The 21,830-nt window shown below is 70.5% G+C and carries 15 protein-coding genes and 2 rRNA genes; 9 read left to right on the top strand and 8 right to left on the bottom strand.

Going from position 1 to position 21,830, the window contains the following annotated elements; genetic code table 11:
• Positions 1-61 precede the first annotated feature (61 nt).
• Positions 62-1,531 (top strand): cryptochrome/photolyase family protein, encoded by a 1,470-nt coding sequence (locus RMN56_RS18240; protein WP_313718652.1) that lies wholly within the window; start codon positions 62-64, stop codon positions 1,529-1,531.
• A 4-nt stretch (positions 1,532-1,535) separates the two neighbouring features.
• Here RMN56_RS18240 and RMN56_RS18235 read toward each other — a convergent pair whose 3' ends face one another.
• Both RMN56_RS18235 and ileS read right to left on the bottom strand, forming a co-directional pair.
• Positions 1,536-2,225, bottom strand: coding sequence for a lysophospholipid acyltransferase family protein (locus tag RMN56_RS18235; protein WP_313718651.1), 690 nt, complete (start codon positions 2,223-2,225; stop codon positions 1,536-1,538).
• A gap of 133 nt (positions 2,226-2,358) precedes the next feature.
• Positions 2,359-5,505 carry an isoleucine--tRNA ligase gene (gene ileS, locus RMN56_RS18230; RefSeq protein WP_313718650.1) on the bottom strand — a complete coding sequence of 1,049 codons (3,147 nt, stop codon included), beginning with the start codon at positions 5,503-5,505 and terminating at the stop codon, positions 2,359-2,361.
• A gap of 324 nt (positions 5,506-5,829) precedes the next feature.
• Between ileS and RMN56_RS18225 the strand changes: the two genes are divergently transcribed.
• From RMN56_RS18225 to sigJ, 6 genes are all read left to right on the top strand, one after another.
• Positions 5,830-6,852: an ArsR family transcriptional regulator gene (locus RMN56_RS18225; protein ID WP_313718649.1), complete on the top strand. Its 1,023-nt coding sequence runs from the start codon at positions 5,830-5,832 to the stop codon at positions 6,850-6,852.
• Between the two features lie 139 nt (positions 6,853-6,991).
• On the top strand, positions 6,992-8,002 hold the full coding sequence (locus tag RMN56_RS18220; protein ID WP_313718648.1) for an ABC transporter ATP-binding protein: 1,011 nt from the start codon (positions 6,992-6,994) through the stop codon (positions 8,000-8,002).
• Positions 7,999-8,769, top strand: a complete 771-nt coding sequence (locus RMN56_RS18215; RefSeq protein WP_313718647.1) for an ABC transporter permease — start codon at positions 7,999-8,001, stop codon at positions 8,767-8,769. The genes RMN56_RS18220 and RMN56_RS18215 overlap by 4 nt, the downstream gene beginning before the upstream one ends.
• 11 nt (positions 8,770-8,780) lie before the next feature.
• Positions 8,781-9,566, top strand: coding sequence for an ABC transporter permease (locus RMN56_RS18210; RefSeq protein WP_313718646.1), 786 nt, complete (start codon positions 8,781-8,783; stop codon positions 9,564-9,566).
• 204 nt (positions 9,567-9,770) lie between these two features.
• The gene (locus RMN56_RS18205; RefSeq protein ID WP_313718645.1) at positions 9,771-10,211 is read left to right on the top strand and encodes a carboxymuconolactone decarboxylase family protein; all 441 of its coding nucleotides are present in this window, start codon (positions 9,771-9,773) and stop codon (positions 10,209-10,211) included.
• Entirely contained in the window at positions 10,208-11,095 is an 888-nt protein-coding gene (sigJ, locus tag RMN56_RS18200; RefSeq protein WP_313718644.1) for an RNA polymerase sigma factor SigJ, read from the top strand. Before RMN56_RS18205 ends, sigJ begins: the two co-directional genes overlap by 4 nt.
• Before the next feature lie 55 nt (positions 11,096-11,150).
• Here the strand turns inward: sigJ and ndk are convergent, their stop codons facing one another.
• Positions 11,151-11,576 carry a nucleoside-diphosphate kinase gene (ndk, locus tag RMN56_RS18195; RefSeq protein WP_313718643.1) on the bottom strand — a complete coding sequence of 142 codons (426 nt, stop codon included), beginning with the start codon at positions 11,574-11,576 and terminating at the stop codon, positions 11,151-11,153.
• 144 nt (positions 11,577-11,720) lie between these two features.
• Here ndk and RMN56_RS18190 point away from each other — a divergent pair, with 144 nt between their 5' ends.
• Positions 11,721-12,971, top strand: a complete 1,251-nt coding sequence (locus tag RMN56_RS18190) for a VOC family protein (RefSeq protein ID WP_313718642.1) — start codon at positions 11,721-11,723, stop codon at positions 12,969-12,971.
• Positions 12,972-12,983: 12 nt separating this feature from the next.
• Here the strand turns inward: RMN56_RS18190 and RMN56_RS18185 are convergent, their stop codons facing one another.
• From RMN56_RS18185 to RMN56_RS18175, 3 genes are all read right to left on the bottom strand, one after another.
• Complete coding sequence (locus RMN56_RS18185; RefSeq protein ID WP_313718641.1) at positions 12,984-13,376, bottom strand: DUF4233 domain-containing protein; 393 nt, start codon at positions 13,374-13,376, stop codon at positions 12,984-12,986.
• Positions 13,373-14,644, bottom strand: coding sequence for a bifunctional folylpolyglutamate synthase/dihydrofolate synthase (locus RMN56_RS18180; RefSeq protein ID WP_313724780.1), 1,272 nt, complete (start codon positions 14,642-14,644; stop codon positions 13,373-13,375). Before RMN56_RS18180 ends, RMN56_RS18185 begins: the two co-directional genes overlap by 4 nt.
• Positions 14,645-14,712: 68 nt before the next feature.
• On the bottom strand, positions 14,713-17,331 hold the full coding sequence (locus RMN56_RS18175) for a valine--tRNA ligase (protein WP_313718640.1): 2,619 nt from the start codon (positions 17,329-17,331) through the stop codon (positions 14,713-14,715).
• Positions 17,332-17,401: 70 nt separating this feature from the next.
• Between RMN56_RS18175 and RMN56_RS18170 the strand changes: the two genes are divergently transcribed.
• A complete protein-coding gene (locus RMN56_RS18170; RefSeq protein WP_313718639.1) occupies positions 17,402-18,079 on the top strand; it encodes a hypothetical protein in 678 nt (225 codons plus the stop codon).
• 80 nt (positions 18,080-18,159) lie between these two features.
• Here the strand turns inward: RMN56_RS18170 and rrf are convergent.
• Together rrf and RMN56_RS18160 are read right to left on the bottom strand one after the other, a co-directional pair.
• A 5S ribosomal RNA gene (rrf, locus tag RMN56_RS18165) occupies positions 18,160-18,276 on the bottom strand.
• Positions 18,277-18,351: 75 nt separating this feature from the next.
• Positions 18,352-21,460, bottom strand: a 23S ribosomal RNA gene (locus tag RMN56_RS18160).
• Between the last annotated feature and the right edge of the window lie 370 nt (positions 21,461-21,830).

Genomic DNA, 21,830 nt, shown 5'->3' with positions numbered 1-21,830 from the left:
AACACGTAAAGGTTCCGTCTTCCTCCCGGGCCGGATCGGTCCGAGGGGTGACAATCTGGACATGCCGCGGCGTTGGCTCTTCGCTGACCAGCTGGGGCCGCACTTCCTCGACGAGCGGACGCAGCCGGTTCTCCTCGTCGAGTCCAAGGCGGTCTTCCGGCGGCATGTCTTCCACCGGCAGAAGGCGCACCTGATCCTCTCCGCGCTCCGGCACCGCGCGGCCGAGCTGGGCGACCAGGCGATCTTCGTGCGCGGTGAGACGTACGGTCAGGCGCTGCGGCAGGTCGGCGAGCCGCTGGAGGTGTGCCACCCGACCTCGCGGCGGGCGCTGGAGTTCGTCCGGGGGCTGGACACGGTCACCGTGCTGCCGGCCCGGGGATATGTGACCAGCCTGGCCGACTTCGCGGACTGGGCCGACGGCCGGCGGGGCGCGCTGCGGATGGAGGCGTTCTACCGGTTCGCCCGGGAGCACCACCGGGTGCTCATGGACGGCCCAGGGCCGGCCGGCGGCCGGTGGAGCTTCGAGACCGAGAACCGGGACCCGCCGCCGAAGGACGGCCGGCTCGACGTCCCGGCCCCGGCGATGCCGGCGGAGGACGACATCGACGCGGAGGTCCGGGCCGACCTGGACCGCTGGGCGCGGGAGGGCATCCGGTTCACCGGGCGGGACGGGCCGCGCCGCTTCCCGGCCACCACCGGCGAGGCGAGGTCGCGGCTGCGGCACTTCCTCCGGCACCGGCTCACGGCGTTCGGCCGGTACGAGGACGCCATGCTCTCCACCGACCCGTGGCTGGCGCACAGCACGCTGTCGTCCTCGTTCAACCTCGGGTTGCTGGACCCGATGGCGGCGGTCCGGGGCGCCGAGCGGGCGTACCGGAGGCGGGAGGCGCCGCTGGCCGCCGTGGAGGGCTTCGTCCGGCAGATGCTGGGCTGGCGGGACTACATCTGGCACACCTACTGGTACTTCGAGCGGGGCTGGCGGGACAGCAACGAGCTGGGCGCCCGCCGCTCGCTGCCGGACTGGTGGCGCGACCTGGACGCCGAGTCGGTCGACGCGCGCTGCCTGCGCGACGCGCTCGCCGGCGTCCGCGACCGGGGCTGGGTGCACCACAGCCCCCGGCTCATGGTGCTCGGCAACTACGCCCTGCAGCGCGGCTGGCGCCCGTCGGAGCTGGTCGAGTGGTTCCACACGCGGTTCGTGGACGGCTACGACTGGGCGATGACCGGCAACGTGGTGGGCCTGAGCCAGTACGCCGACCTGGGCCGGATGACCACCAAGCCGTACGTCGCCGGCGGCGCGTACATCAACCGGATGAGCGACTACTGCGGCGGCTGCCGCTACGATCCCCGCCAGCGGCTCGGCGCGGACGCCTGCCCGTTCACCGCCGGCTACTGGGCGTTCCTGGCCGGTAACCGCGACCGCATCCCGGCGAACGCCCGGATGGCGCGGGCCATGAAGCAGCTGGCACTCCTCGGCGACCTGGACGCGGTGGTCGCCCAGGAGGCGCGGCGCGGCAGCGACCCGCCGTGACGTGTCAGGCGGTCGGTTCGGCGGGGGGCTCGGCGCGCTTGGGCGCGTACCGCGGCACGTACTCCTGACCGGTGAGCTTCTGGATCTCGGCCATCATCTCGTCGGTCATCTCCCGCAGCGAGGTGCGGTCGTCGGACCGGCCGGTGAAGTCCAGCGGCTTGCCGAACCGGATGGTGATCTCGGCCCGGCCCGGCCGGGGCACCCGCGTGCCGATGGGCTGCGCCTTGTCGGTGCCGGTCACGCCCACCGGGATGATCGGCACGCCGGCCGCCACCGCCAGCCGGGCCGCGCCGGTCCGCCCCCGGTAGAGCCGGCCGTCGGGCGAGCGGGTGCCCTCCGGGTAGACGGCCACGAGGTCGCCGGCCTTGAGCACCGGGATCGCGGCGTCGAACGCGGACAGCGCCGCCCGGCCGCCGGCCCGTTCGACCGGGATGGCGCCCAGCCCGGTGAGCACGAACTTCGAGAAGACGCCCTTCACCCCGGTGCCCTTGAAGTACTCCGACTTGGCCCAGAAGGCCAGGTGCCGGGGCACCACCGTGCCGAGCAGCAGCTCGTCGGCGACGGAGAGATGGTTGCCCGCGAAGATCGCCCCGCCGGTCGCCGGAATGTGCTCCAACCCCTCCACGTGCGGACGGAAGGCCAACCGGAGCGCGGGCGCCACGGTGAGCTTGCCGATGGTGTAGAGCAGGGGCACGGGTCCTCCGGCGGTCGTACGTGAACAGGCGCTGTCACGGTAGCGGACGGGTGCGCATCCGGCGGATCGGGTGGTCAGCCGTCTGCGGGGGGCCCGGCGGCGCGCAGACGCCGCCGGACCCACGGTCACGACCTCATACCCGCCGGACCGCCACCGTCACCCGCTCGCCCTCGCCGACCTCGCCGGCGAAGCCGTCGACGCCCTCGGCGAAGTCGACCGTGTCGGCCAGCACCTCCCGGGCCACGAACTCGGTGTACGCGGCGACCGCCGCGCGGACCTCCTCCGAGGCGGAGACGGCCACCACGATCCGGTCCGAGACGTCCAGGTCGGCGTCCCGGCGGGCCTGCTGGACCACCCGGACCACGTCCCGGGCCAGCCCCTCGGCGGCCAGCTCCGGGGTGACCTCGGTGTCCAGCACGACGACGCCCTCACCGCCGGGCAGCGGCGCGGAGTGCTCGGCGTCGGCGGCGACCAGGCGCAGCTCGTACTCGCCCTCGGCGAGGGTGACCCCGGCGGCGACCGGGGCGCCGTCGCGGAGCTCCCACTCCCCCGCCTTGACCGCCTTGATCACCTGCTGGACCGCCTTGCCGACCCGCGGGCCGAGCGCCCGGGGCACCACGGTCAGCACCTGCTGGCAGTACGCGGACACCTCGTCGGTGAACTCCACCGCCTTCACGTTGACCTCGTCGGCGACCAGGTCGGCGAAGGGCCGCAGCTGGGCCGCGACCGGGGAGGCCACGGTCAGCTTCGACAGCGGCAGCCGGACCCGCAGGCCCTTGGCCTTGCGCAGCGACAGCGCCGCCGAGGCGACCGCCCGCACGTTGTCCATGGCGGCCACCAGCTCGTGGTCGGCCGGGAACTCCTCCGCCGACGGGAAGTCGGTGAGGTGCACCGACCGCTCGCCGGTGAGCCCGCGCCAGATCTCCTCCGCGGTCAGCGGCGCCAGCGGCGCCACCACCCGGCAGAGCGTCTCCAGCACCGTCCACAGCGTGTCGAACGCGTCGGCGTCGCCCGCCCAGAACCGGTCCCGCGAGCGGCGCACGTACCAGTTGGTCAGCGCGTCCAGGTAGGACCGGACGGTCGCGCAGGCGCCCGAGATGTCGTACGCGTCGAGCTGACCCTGGACCGTCGACACCAGCTCGTTCGTCTTCGCCAGCACATACCGGTCGAGCAGGTGCGTCGAATCGGTGCGCCGCTTCGCCGTGTAGCCGTCGGCGTTGGCGTAGAGCGAGAAGAAGTACCAGACGTTCCACAGCGGCAGCAGCACCTGGCGCACCGCGTCCCGGATGAGCGTCTCGGTGACCGCCATGTCCCCGCCGCGCAGCACCGGCGAGGACATCAGCATCCAGCGCATCGCGTCCGACCCGTACGCGTCGAAGATGTGGTAGACGTCCGGGTAGTTGCGCAGGCTCTTGGACATCTTGCGCCCGTCGGAGCCGAGCAGGATGCCGTGGCTGAGGCAGTTGCGGAACGCCGGCCGGTCGAACAGCGCGGTGGCCAGCACGTGCATGGTGTAGAACCAGCCGCGGGTCTGCCCGATGTACTCGACGATGAAGTCGCCCGGATAGTGGTGCTCGAACCACTCGCGGTTCTCGAACGGGTAGTGCACCTGGGCGAACGGCATCGAGCCGGACTCGAACCAGCAGTCCAGCACCTCCGGCACCCGGCGCATCATCGACTTCCCGGTCGGGTCGTCCGGGTTGGGGCGGACCAGGTCGTCCACCGCCGGCCGGTGCAGGTCGGTCAGGCGCACGCCGAAGTCCCGCTCCATGTCGGCCAGCGAGCCGTACACGTCGACCCGCGGGTAGTTCGGGTCGTCGGACTTCCACACCGGGATCGGCGAGCCCCAGAACCGGTTCCGGCTGATCGACCAGTCGCGGGCGTTGGCCAGCCACTTGCCGAACGAGCCGTCCTTGATGTGCGCCGGCGTCCAGTTGATCTGCTGGTTCAGCTCGACCATCCGGTCCTTGACCCGGGTGACCGCGACGAACCAGGACGAGACCGCCTTGTAGACGAGCGGGGTGTCGCAGCGCCAGCAGTGCGGGTAGGAGTGGGTGTAGGTGTCCTGCCGGAGCACCACCCCCCGCTCCTTCAGCTCCCGGATCACCGGCTTGTTGACGTCGAAGACCTGCTCGCCCTGGTACGGGGGGACCAGCCCGGTGAACCGGGTGTGGTCGTCCACCGTGACGATGGTCGGGATGCCCGCCGCGTTGCAGGTGTTCTGGTCGTCCTCGCCGAAGGCCGGGGCCAGGTGGACGATCCCGGTGCCGTCCTCGGTGGTGACGAAGTCCGCGCCGAGCACCTGGTAGGCGTTCTCGCCGGCCTGCTCGGCGAGGAAGTCGTAGAGCGGGGTGTAGCGGCGCCCGACCAGGTCCCGGCCGTGCACGGTGCCGACCTGCTCGTACCCCTCCAGCTCCTTGGCGTACGCGCCGAGCCGCGCCGTGCCGACCAGGTAGCGGTCACCGTCGCGCTCCAGCACGGCGTACTCGATGTCGGGGCCGACGGCGAGCGCCAGGTTCGACGGCAGGGTCCACGGCGTGGTGGTCCAGACGCCGAGCCGCACCGGGCCGCGCACCGGCTCGGGGGCCGAGTCGTCGGCGGTCAGCTCGAACCAGACGGTCAGCGTCGGGTCGTGCCGGTCCTTGTAGACGTCGTCCATCCGCGTCTCGGTGTTCGACAGCGGGGTCTCGCACCGCCAGCAGTACGCCAGCACCCGGAAGCCCTCGTAGACCAGACCCTTGTCGTGCAGGGTCTTGAAGGCCCACATGACGCTCTCCATGTAGTCCAGGTCGAGCGTCTTGTAGTCGTTGGCGAAGTCGACCCAGCGGGCCTGCCGGGTGACGTACCGCTCCCAGTCCTGGGTGAACTCCAGCACCGACGTGCGGCAGGCCTCGTTGAACCGGGCCACGCCGAGGTCGAGGATCTCCGCCTTGGTGGTGATGCCGAGCTGCTTCTCGGCGACCACCTCGGCCGGCAGGCCGTGGCAGTCCCAGCCGAACCGGCGCTCGACGTGCCGGCCGCGCATGGTCTGGTAGCGCGGCACCACGTCCTTCACGTACCCGGTGAAGAGGTGGCCGTAGTGCGGCAGGCCGTTGGCGAAGGGCGGGCCGTCGTAGAAGACGAACTCGTTCTTCCCGTCCTCGCCGGCCGGCCGGGCCTCGACGCTGGCCTCGAAGGTCTTGTCGGCCGTCCAGTGCTCCAGGACCCGGCGCTCGACCGCGGGCAGGTCCGGGCTCGCCGGGACGCCGGCGGCGGTCGGGTCGTGCAACGGATAGGCCATCGGGGGTCGCTCTCCTCAGCAGCTCACATGTCCGTGTGGGTCTGCGAGGACGAGCCCTTCTCCGGTACGCCGTGTCGGCGTGCCCGGGGCTGGGCCCGCGGTACCACCCCGCTTGGCGGTCAAGGTGCGACCGCCCGCTCGTTGGCCGGCTGTGACGGGCCGTCCCGTCCGGTTCTACTGAGCCGGTCACCCGGCCGTTCTTCCGGAGGCTCACCGGTGATGGCCGGGTCGTCGCCTGGTCCGTCAAGCGTACTCGACCGGGCGGGTGGCCCGCCGCCGAGTATCGGCCCGGGTCGACCCCGCCGGCGGAGCTAGGCTGCCCGGGTGATCCGGATCGAGTTGGACGAGCCCACGCTGGCCCGTACCCGGATCGCCACCAGCCCGCTCTGGGAGGCCAAGTGCAGCCTCTACCTTCTGGAGCGCTACCGGGACGAGGCGCCCTGGCCGTACACCGGCTGGGCCCGGCACGCCTGGCGGCTGCTCGCCGAACGGCCCGCGACCGCCCCGGTGCGGCTCTACACCCGGACCGGCCCGTGGTACCCGGACTTCCTCGGTCCGGTGCCGCCCAGCGCCAGCCCGACCCTCGAGGAGGAGCTGGCCGCGCTGCGGGCCACCCCCGCCGAGGTGATCGCCGAGCAGATCCCCCGCTACCACGACCCGGACGACCTGCCGGACTGGCTGCGCCCGTTCGTCACCGACCGGCAGGCGGCGCTGGACCGCCTCGCCGACGGCATCCAGGCGTACTGGGACGCGGCGGTCGCACCCTGGTGGCCGGCCATGCGGGCAGCCCTGGACGAGGAGGTGCTGCACCGGGCGCGGTCGCTGGCCGCCGACGGCCCGGACGCGCTCCTCGCCGACCTGCACGAGCGCGTCCGCTGGGAACGGCCGGTGCTCAGCCTGGTCAAGCCCTCGGAGCGGAGCTTCAAGGCGGTCGACCAGCGGCTGCTGCTGATCCCGCTGATCTTCTCCCGGGGCGCGCTCACCCACTCCACCGACCACCCCGAGGTCATCGCGGTCTCCTACCAGGCCCGCGGCGCGGTCCTGCTGGCGGACCGGCCGGCCGGCGCCGCCCCGCCGGCCACCGTGGGGCCCGACCGGCTGGCGGTGCTCGTCGGCCGGGGCCGGGCCCAGGTGCTGCGGGCGCTGACCCGGCCGGCCACCACCGCCGGGCTGGCCGCCACCCTCGGCCTGGCGCCGAGCACCGTCTCCGAGCACCTCGCCGCACTGCTCACCGCCGGGGTGGCGCATCGCCGGCGGGTGGGCCGCCGGGTCCTGTACGGCCTGGAACCGGCCGGCCTGGCCCTGGTCACCCTGATCGGTGCGGACCCGGCCACCGCCTCCGCCTGAGGATTCGGCGACTGCCGAATCCGTTCCGCGGGATCGCCGCCGTCCCTAGATTCGCCGCCATGAGCGAACGAAGCGAGCGAATCATCCGGCTCAGTGCGGTGGAGCCTCATGACGGCCCGGAGCGAAGCGGAGGGCCGGCATGAGCGATTACGCGATCGAGGCGGCCGGCCTGCGGCGCACCTACCGCACCCGGACGGGATGGTTACGACCCCAGCGCCGGGAGGTGGAAGCGGTCCGCGACGTCGACCTGACGGTCGGCAACGGGGAGCTGTTCGGCCTGCTCGGACCGAACGGCGCGGGCAAGACCACTACCATCAAGCTGCTGAACACGCTGCTGATCCCGACCGCCGGCAGCGCGCGGATCTGCGGCCACGACGTGGTCAGGGAGACCCGGGAGGTACGCCGCCGCATCGGGTACGTCTTCGGTGGCGACCGGGGCCTGTACGAACGGCTGTCCGCCCTGGACAACCTGCGCTACTTCGCCGAGCTGTACGGCGTGCCGGGGCGGGATCAGCAACGACGCATCGCCGAGGTGCTGGCGCTGGTCCGGCTGACCGGCCGGGAGCGCGAGCGGGTGGAGGGCTACTCCCGGGGCATGCGGCAGCGCCTGCACATCGCCCGGGGTCTGCTGCACCGGCCGCGGGTGCTCTTCCTCGACGAGCCGTCGATCGGGGTGGACCCGGTGGCCGCCCGGGAGCTGCGGCAGACCGTCGCCGATCTGGCCGCCACCGGCACCACGGTGCTGCTGACCACCCACTACATGGCCGAGGCGGACGAACTCTGCGACCGGATCGCGGTGATCGCCAACGGCACCATCCAGGCCCTCGGCACGCCGGCCGAGCTGCGGCGGCACGCCGACGGCCGGCAGGTGCTGGAGGTCGAGGCGTACGGGGTGACCGACGCCCAGCTCGCCGCCGTCCACGCCCTGCCCGGTGTGCGCGAGGCGAGTGTGACGGTCACCGGCGCGGCGCAGGTGCTGACCGTGCAGTCCGACGCGGGGGTGGACGTGCAGGCCGACGTGCTGCGCGAGCTGGACGGCGTACGGCTGGGGCGGGTCGCCGCCCGCCAGCCCACCCTCGAGGACGCGTACGTGGCGATCGTCAACCGGGTCGACACCCCCACCCGCCCGGCCGAGAGGGTGGCCGCGTGAGTCTGCTGCGCATGATCGGGGTGGGTGCGCTGCTGCACACCAAGCAGCTCAGCCGCTCGCCGTTCGAGATCGCGACCGCGCTGATCGTGCCGGTGGTGCAGGCGACCCTGGCGGTCCACCTCTTCCGGGCCGGCGGCGAGCCGGGCCGGCTGCTGGAGGCCGCGGTCGGCGCCGGGCTGATGGGGGTCTGGTCGTCGGTGCTCTTCGGGTCCGGCGGCGCCATCCAGAACCAGCGCTGGCAGGGCACCCTGGAGATGCTCATGCTGGCACCGCGCCCGCCCGCGCTGGTGATCTTCCCGATCACCCTGTCCACGGCGGTCACCGGCACCTACGCCATGCTCGCCACCCTGCTCTGGGGCCGGCTGCTCTACGGCGTGCCGCTGACCTTCGCGCACCCGCTGCTCTTCCTGGTCGCGGCACCCGGCTGCGTGCTCGGCCTGGGCATGTTCGGCCTGCTGCTCGCCAGCACGTTCGTGCTGATGCGCAACGCCAACGCGTTGGCCAACACGCTGGAGTACCCGATCTGGCTGGTCTCCGGGATGCTGGTGCCGCTCACGGTGCTGCCCGGCTGGACCGGCCCGATCGCCGCCGCGCTGCCCACCACCTGGGGCGCCCGGGCGGTGCACGAGGCGGCCAGCGGTGGCCCGGTCTGGCCGTCGCTGGGCATCTGCCTGGCGATCAGCCTCGGCTGCCTGGCCTCCGGCGCCCTGATGATGACGTACGTCGAGCGACGGGCCCGCGCCGCGGCGACCCTCGCGCTGGCCTGAGGAGAACGACGATGGCACTCTTCCGGCTGATCGGCACGGGCGGCGTGATCGCCTACCGGGCCCTGTTCAACTGGACCACACCGGCGATGTTCATCGGCTCGCTGCTGGTGGGGCCGATCTTCCAGCTGCTCTTCTTCGCGTACCTGGGTCGGCAGCTCGGGGTCGCCGACGACCGCTTCTACATCGTCGGCAACGCGGTGCTCGCCGCCTCGCTCTCCTGCGTCTTCGGCGGCACCATGGCGGTCGCGAACGAGCGGCGCTTCGGCACCCTCGGGCACGTGCTGCTCTCCCCGCGCAGCCGCACCGCGGTCTTCCTCGGCCGGGTCCTCCCGTACGCCGGGAACGGCCTGCTCATCGCGGTGAGCACGCTGACCGTCGGCGCGCTCCTGCTCGGCCTGCGGGTGCCGCCGGAGGCCCTGCCAGCGCTGCTGGCCACCCTGGCCGTGGCGGCGCTGTCCTGCGGTTTCTTCGGCCTCACCCTCGGCGCCCTCGGCCTGCGGTTCCGGGACGTCTGGGTGGTCTCCAACGTGTCGGTGGCGCTGCTGCTCCTGCTCACCGGCGTGAACGTGCCGGCCGCCGAGCTGCCCGGCTGGATGCGCGCGGTGGGCGAGGGCATGCCGATCACCCACGCAGCCGGGGCAGCCCGCCGGCTGGTGGCCGGCGAGGGCTTCGCGGCGGCCGCGCCGGCCCTCGCCGCCGAGGCCGCCGTCGGACTCGGGTACGCGCTCCTGGCCGCGCTCCTCCTCAGGGTCTTCGAGGCCGAGTCCCGCCGCCGCGCCTCCCTGGACACCATGTAGCCCCACCCCACCCCGCTGATCATGAGGTTGGCGGCACCTGTGGAGATCCACATCGCCGTCAACCTCATGACCGACGAGGACGGGGTGGGCACCCCGGCGTTTGGCGCCGGTTCCGCATGACCACCGTCACAGCGCCGCACCGTCACACCGGACCGGTCCCGATCCGTCGTGTGGGCGTAAGCGACACGGACGAAGGAGGCGGCGATGAGCCGGATGGACACGGCGGCGGTGGCGCCGGAGGCGTACCGGGCGGTGCTCGGCCTGGAGAAGTACGTCCAGCAGAACGTGGACCACACCGTGCTGGAGCTGGTCAAGCTGCGGGCGTCGATGTTGAACGGCTGCTCGTTCTGCGTGGACATGCACAGCCGGGACGCGCTCGGGGCGGGCGAGTCGAGCCGGCGGCTGTTCGCCGTCGCGGCGTGGCGGGAGGCGCCCTTCTTCAACGAGCGGGAGCGGGCCGCGCTGGCGCTGACCGACGCGGTGACCAAGCTCGGCGAGCACGGCGTGCCGGACGACGTCTGGGACGCCGCCGCGAAGGTCTGGTCGGAGAAGGAACTGGCCGATCTGCTGGTCGCGATCGCCACAATCAACGTGTGGAACCGGATCTCGGTGAGCACCCGCACCCAGCCGCCGGTCGAGGTGTGAGCTCACCCTCGGCGGCGGCGCAGGCGGCCGGTGCGCTCACCGCGCACCGGCCGATGCTGCTCGGGCTGGCGTACCGGCTGCTGGGCAGCCTGCACGACGCCGAGGACGTGCTCCAGGAGGCGTACCTGCGCTGGCTGGACGTCGACCGGGACAGCGTGGCCGAGCCGCGCCGCTACCTGTCCCGGGTGGTCACCCGGCTGGCCCTGGACCGGCTCCGGGCGCGGCAGACCGCCCGGGAGACGTACGTCGGGCCGTGGCTCCCCGAGCCGGTGCCGACCGACCCGTCCCCGTTCGGCCCGCTGGACACGGTCGAGCAGCGGGAGACGCTCTCCACCGCGCTGCTGCACCTGCTGGAACGGCTCACCCCGCCGGAGCGGGCGGTGTACGTGCTGCACACCGCCTTCGCCCTGCCGTACGCCGAGATCGGTGACCTGCTGGACCGGTCCGCGGCGGACTGCCGGCAACTGCACCATCGCGCCGTGGCCCGGATCGCCGAGGGCCGGCGGCGGTTCACCGCGGGCCCGGCCGAGCAGCGCCGGCTGCTCGACGCCTTCCTGGCCGCGGCGCGCGACGGCGACCTGGAGCGGCTGACCGGCCTGGTCGCGGCCGACGCCACCTCGTGGAACGACGGCGGCGGCCGGGTCTCCGCGGCCCGCAACCCGGTACACGGCGCGGAACGGATCGCCCGCTTCTTCGCCGGCCTGTACCACCGCCGCCACCCCGACGTCCGGGGCACCCCGGTCGAGCTCAACGGCGCGCCCGCGCTGGTGCTGAGCTGGCCGTCCGGCCCCCGCTACACGCTCTCCGTGGCGGCCGCCGACGGCCGGATCACCGGCCTCTACCTCATCGGCGACCCGGACAAACTGGCCGGGGTGCCGGGCTGAGCACGTGCGACGGCCCCGGCCCGCACGCGCGGAACCGGGGCCGTCGGAAGCCGGGTCAGCCCAGCTCGGGGAACCAGAGGGCGATCTCGCGCTTGGCGCTGTCCACCGAGTCGGAGGCGTGCACCAGGTTCTCCCGGTTGGAGAGGGAGAGGTCGCCGCGGATGGTGCCGGCGGCGGCCTTGCGGCCGTCGGTGCTGCCGATCATCCCGCGGACCACCTCGATCACCTGGTCGCCGGAGAGCACCAGGGCCGCCAGCGGGCCGCCGGTCATGAAGGCCTTCAGCGGCGGGTAGAACGGCTTGTCCACGTGCTCGGCGTAGTGCTGGTCGGCGAAGTCGCCGTCCATGGTGCGGAGCACCAGCGCGTCGATCCGCAGGCCCTTGCGCTCGAAACGGCCGAGGATCTCCCCGACCAGACCGCGGCGGACCGCGTCGGGCTTGATCAGTACGAGCGTGCGCTCGTCCGGGCTGCTGCTGGACACGCTGGTTTCCTCCTGTGCGCGGAACCGGGTCGGGCTGGGTACGGTCAGCGTAGCGACCCGGTCCCGGCGCCGGCGCGGCGGCTGCTCCTTCCCTGGGTCGCCGCGGCGGCCTAGCCTGGCCCTGGAACCCCTGGGAGGTCCACTGTGGCGAATGGCGGGAACCGACCCATCGCGCCGGTACGCAAGCTGATCGGCGTGGTGCTGGGCACCGTGGCCACGTTCGTGACCCTGTTCGGGCTGGGCATGACGAGCTGGGCGATCGTGGCGCTCGGGGTCGCCCTGCTGGTGCTGGCGATCGCCCTGGCCACGGTCCGCGGCGGCGGCCGCACCTGGGTGGTCGGGCTGGGCCACGTGCACAGCGCCTCCGAGCCGCCCACCCAGTACGCCTTCGGCCGCTGCGAGCTGCAACTGGTGATCGACGCGCCCGGCCTGCCGCCCCGGTCCAAGAAGATCATCGAGCCGCGGGTCCCGGTCGCCAAGTGGCCGTCGCTGGGTCAGGCGCTGCCCGTCCGGGTGGCCCTCGACGACCAGCGGCACGTCCGCGTCCTCTGGGACGAGGTGCCCACCCACGCCGAGACGGCCGCCGCGGTGGCCGATCTCCCGCCCGAGTACGCGGACCCGGACCCGGTCGACGAGGTGCTGATCGGGCAGGAGGCTCCGCCGTGGGCCGACCGGGCCCCGGAAGACGACTTCCGCGACGACTTCCGCGACGACTTCCCGCCCGCGCCGGATCCGCTCCTCGACGACCTCACCGGGCGGCCGGAGGTGCGCGAGCCGGTGGTGCTGCATCAGCGCCCCGGCGGCGGGGTCGTGCTGGAGGGGCAGCTGGTCGAGCCCACCACGGGCGGCCCGCTCCCCCGCCGGGCCCCGACGCCCCGCCCGCCCGCCGAGGAGCGGTTCGACACCGTGCCGGTGGACCCGATCGACGTCCCGCTGGACGAGCCGGTCGGCGAGGCGCCGCCCACCGCGGAGGAGCTGGACGAGGCCATCTTCGGCCCCGCCGGCCACGAGGAGCCGGCGAGCCCGATCAGCGGCGTCGGCATCACCCTGCTCGTCGCCGACCTGGACCGCTCCCTGGCCTTCTACCGGGACCTCGGCTTCGCCGAGGTGGACCGGGGCGAGGGCAACGCCGTCCTCGCCTCCGGGCCGACCCGCCTGGTGCTGCGCCGGGTGACCGGGGCCGCCCCGATCAGCCGCCGGCTGGTCCACGTCAACCTCGAGGTCGACGACATCCAGGCGGCCTACGAGCGGCTGCGTGAGTCGGGCGTCCGGTTCACGTACGCCCCGCGAGTGGTCAACCGGGGCACCAAGCTGGAGGTGTGGGCGGCCGCCTTCCGTGACCCGGACGGGCACGGCGTGGCGCTCACCCAGTGGCGCACCCTCGCCGACGCCTGACCCCGGGCCGGCTCAGCGGAGGATGACCCGCCGCACGTGCAGCGCGTACGCCCACACCAGGGCGAAGATGACGCCGAGCGCGAACAGCGACCAGTGCAGCAGCCCGGAAAGCAGCAGCAGGCCCTGGAGGACCGTGCCGGCGTTCCAGGCCCACGCCGCCTTCATCCGGGCGGCCACCACCACGCAGGCGACCGCCAGCGCGACGATCGCGGCGACGGCCGTGCCACTGAGGTCCCCGCCGACCACCCGGATCGGCTGGATGGCCAGCAGCAGCACCAGCGCCTCCAGTGCGAGGGTGCCGGCGCCCAGACCGCGGACCGCCTTGTCGGGGTCGCGCAGCCCGGAGCGGCGCGGCTCCGGCTGCTCCACCCCGTCCGGCGGGCGCTCGTCCACCGGGCCGGTCATCGCTTGAGCAGCCGGCGGGCGTCGGCCACGGTCACCACCGATCCCGTGATCAGCACGCCCACCCCGGCCAGCTCGCCCGGCACATCGGCCTCGGCCTCGGCGACGGCCGCCTCGATGGCGTCCGGCATCGCCTCAGTCACCTCCACCCGGTCCGGCCCGAAGACCTCCCGGGCCAGCTCGGCCAGCTCGTCGACGGGCATCGCCCGCGGCGAGCTGTTCCCGGTGACCACGATCGAGTCGAGCACCGGTTCCAGCAACTCCAGCAGGCTGGCCGCGTCCTTGTCGCCGAGCACGGCGAGCACGCCGACCAGCTTGCTGAACGCGAACTCCTCCTGGACCGCGGCGACCGTGGCGGCCATGCCGTGCGGGTTGTGCGCGCCGTCGAGCAGGATCGTCGGGGCGGTGCGGACCCGCTCCAGCCGGCCCGGCGAGCTGGCCGTTGCGAAGCCCTCCCGGACCGCCTCGATGTCGAGCTGCCGCCGTGCGCCCGCGCCGAGGAACGCCTCCACCGCGGCGAGCGCCACGGCGGCGTTCTGCGCCTGGTGCGCGCCGTGCAGCGGGATGAAGATCTCCTCGTACACCCCGCCCAGGCCCTGGATGGTGAGCACCTGACCGCCGACCGCGACCGCGCGGCGCAGCACGCCGAACTCGGCGCCCTCCCGGGCGACCGTGGCGCCCACCTCGGCGCAGCGCTCCAGGATGGGCCGGGCGGCCTCCTCCTCCTGGGCCGCCGCGATCACGGTGGCGCCGGCGTGGATGATGCCCGCCTTGTGCAGCGCGATGTCCTCGATGGTGTCGCCGAGCCACTCGGTGTGGTCCAGCCCGATCGGGGTGATCACCGCGACCCCGGCCTGGATCACGTTGGTGGCGTCCTCGGCGCCGCCGAGCCCCACCTCGATCACGGCGACGTCCACCGGGGCGTCGGCGAAGGTGGCGAAGGCCAGCGCGGTGGTCAGGTCGAAGTAGGTCAGCGGCTCGGCGGAGCGCTGGTCGACCAGCTCCGCGAGGGGCTCCACCTCGCGGTAGGTGGCCACGAAGCGGTCCTCGCTCACCGGCTCGCCGTCCAGGCTGATCCGCTCCCGGACGGTCTCCAGGTGCGGGCTCGTGTAGCGGCCGGTGTGCAGCCCGAACGCCCGCAGCAGCGCGTCGATCATCCGGGCCGTCGAGGTCTTGCCGTTGGTCCCGGTCAGGTGGATCGACGGGTACGCCCGCTGCGGGCTGCCGAGCAGGTCGAGCAGGCTCTCGATCTTCTCCAGCTCGAAGCGCATGCGGGTGAAGCCGCGCGCGTCCAGCGCGGCCTCCACCTCGGCGAATTCGGTGCGGTCGGTGCGGTCGGTCACGAGGGAAGCGCCTCCAGCGCGGCGTCGATCCGGATGAGGTCCGCCTCGGCCACCGCGAGCCGCTCGCGGATCTTGGCGACCACGGCCTCGGGGGCCTTGCCGACGAACGCCGGGTTGTCCAGCTTCGCCCGCGCCTGCGCGGCCTCCTTCTCGGCGGCCGCCCGGTCCTTGGTCAGTCGGGCCCGCTCGGCGCCCACGTCGATCGACCCCCGGGTGTCCAGCGCCACGCTGACCTCGCCCGGCATGGCGAGGGTGGCGCTGGCCTGGAAGTCGTCGCCCGGCACGTCGAGCCGGACCAGCGACCGGACCAGCGGCTCGTGCGCCGCGACGCCCGCGCCGGCCAGGCCGTCGAGCCGGGCGGCCACCCGCTGCGTCGGGCGCAGCCCCTGGTCGGAACGGAACCGCCGGATCTCGGTCACCACCCGCTGCAGGGTGCCGACCTCGACCTCCGCCGGGTCGTCGACGAGGGTACGGTCGGCCGCCGGCCAGGCGGCGGTCATCACCGTCTCGCCCCCGGTCAGCGCCGTCCACAGCTCGTCGGTGACGAACGGGATCACCGGGTGCAGCAGCCGCAGCAGCTGGTCGAGCACGTGCCCGAGCACCCGGCGGGTGGCGTCGGCGGCCGGCCCGCCCTCGGCGAGCACCGGCTTGCTCAGCTCCACGTACCAGTCGCAGACGTCGTCCCACGCGAAGTGGTAGAGCAGGTCGCAGACCTTCGCGAACTCGTACGCCTCGAACTGCTCGTCCACCTCGGCGGTGACGTGCGCCAGCCGGGAGAGGATCCACCGGTCGACGGTCGACAGCTCGGTCGCGGCCGGCAGCGGCCCGTCGGTGTGCGCGCCGTTCAGCAGCGCGAACCGGGTGGCGTTCCAGAGCTTGTTGCAGAAGTTGCGGGAGCCCTGGCACCACTCCTCGCTGACCGGCACGTCCTGACCGGGGTTGGCGCCCCGGGCCAGCGTGAACCGGGTGGCGTCGGCGCCGAACCGGTCGATCCAGTCCAGCGGGTCGACCACGTTGCCGAAGGACTTCGACATCTTCTTGCCGTGCTCGTCGCGGACCATGCCGTGCAGCGCCACCACGTCGAACGGCTGCACGCCGTCCATGGCGTAGAGGCCGAACATCATCATCCGGGCGACCCAGAAGAAGAGGATGTCGTAGCCGGTGACCAGCACACTGGTCGGGTAAAACTTCGCCAGGTCCGGGGTGCGCTCCGGCCAGCCGAGGGTGGAGAACGGCCACAGGCCGCTGGAGAACCAGGTGTCCAGGACGTCCTCGTCCTGCCGCCAGCCGTCGCCGGTCGGCGGCTCCTCGTCGGGGCCGACGCAGACGATCTCGCCGTCCGGGCCGTACCAGACCGGGATGCGGTGACCCCACCAGAGCTGCCGGGAGATGCACCAGTCGTGCATGTTGTCGACCCAGGCGAAGTAGCGCTTGGCCAGCTCGGCCGGCTCGATCTTCACCCGGCCGTCACGCACCGCGTCGCCGGCCGCCTTGGCCAGCGGGGCGGTGTTGACGAACCACTGCAGCGACAGCCGCGGCTCGACCGTGGTCTTGCACCGGGAGCAGTGCCCCACGGCGTGCACGTACGGCCGCTTCTCGGCGACGATCAGGCCCTGCTCGCGCAGCGCCGCCACGATGGCCGGGCGGGCCTCGTAGCGGTCCAGGCCCTCGAACGGACCCGGTGCGGTGATGATGCCGCGCTCGTCCATGATCGTGAGCTGCGGCAGGTCGTGCCGCTGGCCGATCTCGAAGTCGTTGGGGTCGTGCGCCGGGGTCACCTTCACCATGCCGGTGCCGAAGCTCGGGTCGACGTGCTCGTCGGCCACGATCGGGATCCGCCGGTCGGTGAGCGGCAGGTCCACCTCGGTGCCGATGAGGTGCCGGTAGCGCTCGTCGTCCGGGTGCACCGCGACCGCCGTGTCGCCGAGCATGGTCTCGGCCCGGGTGGTGGCCACCACCACCTCGTCGCTGTAGCGGATCGAGATGAGCTCACCCTCGTCGTCGGTGTGCTCGACCTCGATGTCGGAGAGCGCCGTGAGGCAGCGCGGGCACCAGTTGATGATCCGGTTGGCCCGGTAGATGAGCCCGTCGTCGAAGAGCTTCTTGAACATGGTCTGGACGGCCCGGGACAGGCCCTCGTCCATGGTGAAGCGCTCACGGTCCCAGTCGACGGCGTCGCCGAGGCGGCGCATCTGGCCCAGGATGGCGCCGCCGGACTCGGCCTTCCACTGCCAGACCCGCTCCACGAACTTCTCGCGGCCCAGGTCGTGCCGGGACAGCCCCTCGCCGGCGAGCTGCCGCTCGACCAGGTTCTGGGTGGCGATGCCGGCGTGGTCCATGCCGGGCAGCCAGAGCGCCTCGTAGCCCTGCATCCGCTTGCGCCGGTTCAGCGCGTCCATGAGGGTGTGCTCGAAGGCGTGGCCCATGTGCAGGGAGCCGGTGACGTTCGGCGGCGGGATGACGATGGTGAAGGGCGGCTTCTCGCTGTCCGCCGACGCCCGGAAGTGGCCGGCGGCTACCCACTGCTCGTACCGTCGCTGCTCTACCTCGCCGGGCTGGTACTGGCCGGCAAGGGTCGGGGCGTCGGGGCGTCGGGCATCCAGTCTCTCGGTCACCCTGAAAGTCTACGGAGCGCTTTCGGAGACCCGACGTGCGCCACCTGTTAGTTCGCGTACGGTGGCGGACATGTCCGACGCGCACCTCACCGAGCGTCCGGTGGACGACGGTCCCGAGCCGGTCGACCTGACCGACGAGCCGATCCGGCTGAGCCGCCGCGACCCCGCGCTGGAGCCCGAGCGACGCCCCGCCTCCCGGCGGCGGAAGATCGTTCTCGGGGCCGCGCTGGCGGTCGGGCTGGCCGGCGCCGCGGCGCTCGGCCTCGGCGGCTGGCGGGTGCTCGCGGAGAAGGACACCGAGCTGAGCACTCCGGCCACCGTGGCCGGGCTGACCCGGGACGACAGCGAGCGGGCCCGCGGCACGGCCGACTACCTGCGTGACGGTTTCGCCGCCGACATCGAGCTGGACCGCAGCTTCGGCGCCGTCTACGCCGATCCGGCGGACGCCAAGCGGTCGGTGCTCCTCTTCGGCGGCACCACCCTGCTGTGGCAGCCGGAGCGGGACCTGGACAGCCTCTTCGGCCTGATGGCCGACGAGACCGGCAAGGTGACCGGCCTGCGCGAGGTGGACGCCGGCGGCCTGGGCGGTGTGATGAAGTGCGGCACGACCAGCGGCGACGGCGGCGACTTCGCGGTCTGCGGCTGGGCGGACCACGGGAGCGTCGTGATGGGGATGTTCCCGGGCCGGGCCGTGAACGATTCGGCGGCGCTGTTCCGCCAGCTCCGCGAGGGCATCCAGAGCCGCTGAACGCCGGCGCCCCTCGGGCGCCGAAAAGCGCCTGAAACGCAGTCAGGGCCACCCCGAAGGGTGGCCCTGACTGGAAGATTGTCCGGCGGTGTCCTACTCTCCCACACCCTCCCGAGTGCAGTACCATCGGCGCTGGAGGGCTTAGCTTCCGGGTTCGGAATGTGACCGGGCGTTTCCCCTCCGCCATGACCGCCGTAACTCTATGAACATGTCAAAACAACCACAGGGTTGTTCGCTCGTTCAGAGTTGCACAGTGGACGCGTAGCAGCTTGGTAGTCAAGTCCTCGGCCTATTAGTACCGGTCAACTGAACCCGTTACCGGGCTTACATTTCCGGCCTATCAACCCAGTCGTCTAGCTGGGGGCCTTACCCCACAAAGTGGGTGGGATACCTCATCTTGAAGCGAGCTTCCCGCTTAGATGCTTTCAGCGGTTATCCCTTCCGAACGTAGCTAACCAGCCGTGCCCCTGGCGGGACAACTGGCACACCAGAGGTTCGTCCGTCCCGGTCCTCTCGTACTAGGGACAGCCCTTCTCAAGTATCCTACGCGCACGGCGGATAGGGACCGAACTGTCTCACGACGTTCTAAACCCAGCTCGCGTACCGCTTTAATGGGCGAACAGCCCAACCCTTGGGACCTGCTACAGCCCCAGGATGCGACGAGCCGACATCGAGGTGCCAAACCATCCCGTCGATATGGACTCTTGGGGAAGATCAGCCTGTTATCCCCGGGGTACCTTTTATCCGTTGAGCGACACCGCTTCCACATGCCAGTGCCGGATCACTAGTCCCGACTTTCGTCCCTGCTCGACCTGTCAGTCTCACAGTCAAGCTCCCTTGTGCACTTGCACTCAACACCTGATTGCCAACCAGGCTGAGGGAACCTTTGGGCGCCTCCGTTACCCTTTAGGAGGCAACCGCCCCAGTTAAACTACCCACCAGACACTGTCCCTGAACCGGATAACGGTCCGAAGTTAGATACCCAAATCAACCAGAGTGGTATTTCAAGATTGCCTCCACCCATACTGGCGTATGGACTTCACCGGCTCCCACCTATCCTACACAAGCTAACTCAAGTACCAATGTCAAGCTATAGTAAAGGTCCCGGGGTCTTTCCGTCCTGCCGCGCGTAACGAGCATCTTTACTCGTAGTGCAATTTCGCCGGGCCTGTGGTTGAGACAGTGGGGAAGTCGTTACGCCATTCGTGCAGGTCGGAACTTACCCGACAAGGAATTTCGCTACCTTAGGATGGTTATAGTTACCACCGCCGTTTACTGGCGCTTAAGTTCTCCGCTTCGCCCCGAAGAGCTAACAGGTCCCCTTAACGTTCCAGCACCGGGCAGGCGTCAGTCCATATACATCGAATTACTTCTTCGCATGGACCTGTGTTTTTAGTAAACAGTCGCTTCCCCCTGCTCTCTGCGGCCATACAACGCTCCACCCGCGCGGGGCTTCACGTCTCCGGCCCCCCTTCTCCCTAAGTTACGGGGGCAATTTGCCGAGTTCCTTAACCACAGTTCGCCCGATCGCCTCGGTATTCTCTACCTGACCACCTGTGTCGGTTTGGGGTACGGGCCGCTAAGAACTCGCTAGAGGCTTTTCTCGGCAGCATAGGATCACTGACTTCACCTGAATCGGCTCGGCATCACGTCTCAGCCTTAATGCGCCGCGGATTTGCCTACGGCACGGCCTACACGCTTACCCCGGCACAACCACCGGCCGGGCTCAGCTACCTTCCTGCGTCACCCCATCGCTTGACTACTACCCGCCAGGTTCCCACGCTCCCCACCATTGACCCGAAGGTCGCCGGCGGTTCGGGTGGTTAGCACAACGAGGTTCGTCAGGGTCGCTCTTTCGCGGGTACGGGAATATCAACCCGTTGTCCATCGACTACGCCTCTCGGCCTCGCCTTAGGTCCCGACTCACCCAGGGCGGATTAGCCTGGCCCTGGAACCCTTGGTCATCCGGCGGAAGGGTTTCTCACCCTTCTTTCGCTACTCATGCCTGCATTCTCACTCGTGCCGCGTCCACAACTGGGTCACCCCGTTGCTTCACTCGCGGCACGACGCTCCCCTACCCATCCACACACCTGCACAAGGAATCAAGTCCAAGCGAGGTTAAAATGTGAATGCCACAGCTTCGGCGGTGTGCTTGAGCCCCGCTACATTGTCGGCGCGGAACCACTTGACCAGTGAGCTATTACGCACTCTTTAAAGGGTGGCTGCTTCTAAGCCAACCTCCTGGTTGTCTATGCGACCCCACATCCTTTTCCACTTAGCACACGCTTAGGGGCCTTAGCTGGTGATCTGGGCTGTTTCCCTCTCGACTACGAAGCTTATCCCCCGCAGTCTCACTGCCGCGCTCTCACTTACCGGCATTCGGAGTTTGGCTGATTTCGGTAAGCTTGTGGGCCCCCTAGACCATCCAGTGCTCTACCTCCGGCAAGAAACACGCGACGCTGCACCTAAATGCATTTCGGGGAGAACCAGCTATCACGGAGTTTGATTGGCCTTTCACCCCTAACCACAGGTCATCCCCCAACTTTTCAACGTTGGTGGGTTCGGCCCTCCACGCGGTCTTACCCGCGCTTCAGCCTGCCCATGGCTAGATCACTCCGCTTCGGGTCTAGAGCATGCGACTAAAGAGCGCCCTATTCAGACTCGCTTTCGCTACGGCTCCCCCACACGGGTTAACCTCGCCACATGCCACTAACTCGCAGGCTCATTCTTCAAAAGGCACGCCGTCACCCCGCAAGGCTCCGACGGATTGTAGGCGAACGGTTTCAGGTACTATTTCACTCCCCTCCCGGGGTACTTTTCACCATTCCCTCACGGTACTCGTCCGCTATCGGTCACCAGGAAGTATTTAGGCTTACCAGGTGGTCCTGGCAGATTCACGGCAGATTTCAGGGGTCCGCCGCTACTCGGGAACACCCACAGAAGGTCAGCAACTTTCACCTACCGGACTATCACCGTCTACGGTCAGCCTTTCCAGACTGTTCGACTAGCCACTGACTTTGTAACTTCTCGAACAAGTGTCAGCTTGTTCAGCAGGGTCCCACAACCCCGACCACGCAACCCCTGACAGGTATCACACGCAGCCGGTTTAGCCTCAATCCGCTTTCGCTCGCCACTACTCACGGAATCACTCGTTGTTTTCTCTTCCTACGGGTACTGAGATGTTTCACTTCCCCGCGTTCCCCCACACACCCTATGTGTTCAGGTGCGGGTGACACCACATGACTGGTGCCGGGTTTCCCCATTCGGACACCCTGGGATCACAGCTTGGTTGACAGCTCCCCCAGGCCTATCGCGGCCTCCCACGTCCTTCATCGGCTCCTGGTGCCAAGGCATCCACCGTTCGCCCTTGACAACTTGACCACAAAGATGCTCGCGTCCACTGTGCAATTCTCAACAAACGACCAACCCACAACCCGATCCGCCCCACACCAGCAACCCCTAACCAGGGATCCGGTATGCGAGGCCAGGTCATGCCTGGCGCCGGCGGAACTCTCGGTTCCGCTCACGGCTCTGAAAGACAACCGAGGTTGTTCCTTCAGGACCCAACAGGGTGCTTTGCACTCGCCGCCAGCCGCACCAGGACCCCGTTCCACACCACCGAAGTGGCCGTACTAGAAGGAACCTGGCCGTTGCCGGCACCGAGCTCGCCAGTGTCTCCGCCATTGAGCACCCCGACCCGACATTCGCGGGCCGCGGGCTCCTTGCACCCTTTCGGGTGAAGGTGCTCCTT

The organism is Micromonospora halotolerans (genome assembly GCF_032108445.1).
In the GTDB taxonomy this organism is placed as follows: Bacteria; Actinomycetota; Actinomycetes; order Mycobacteriales; family Micromonosporaceae; genus Micromonospora; species Micromonospora halotolerans.
This window is presented reverse-complemented; position numbering and strand designations above follow the sequence as displayed.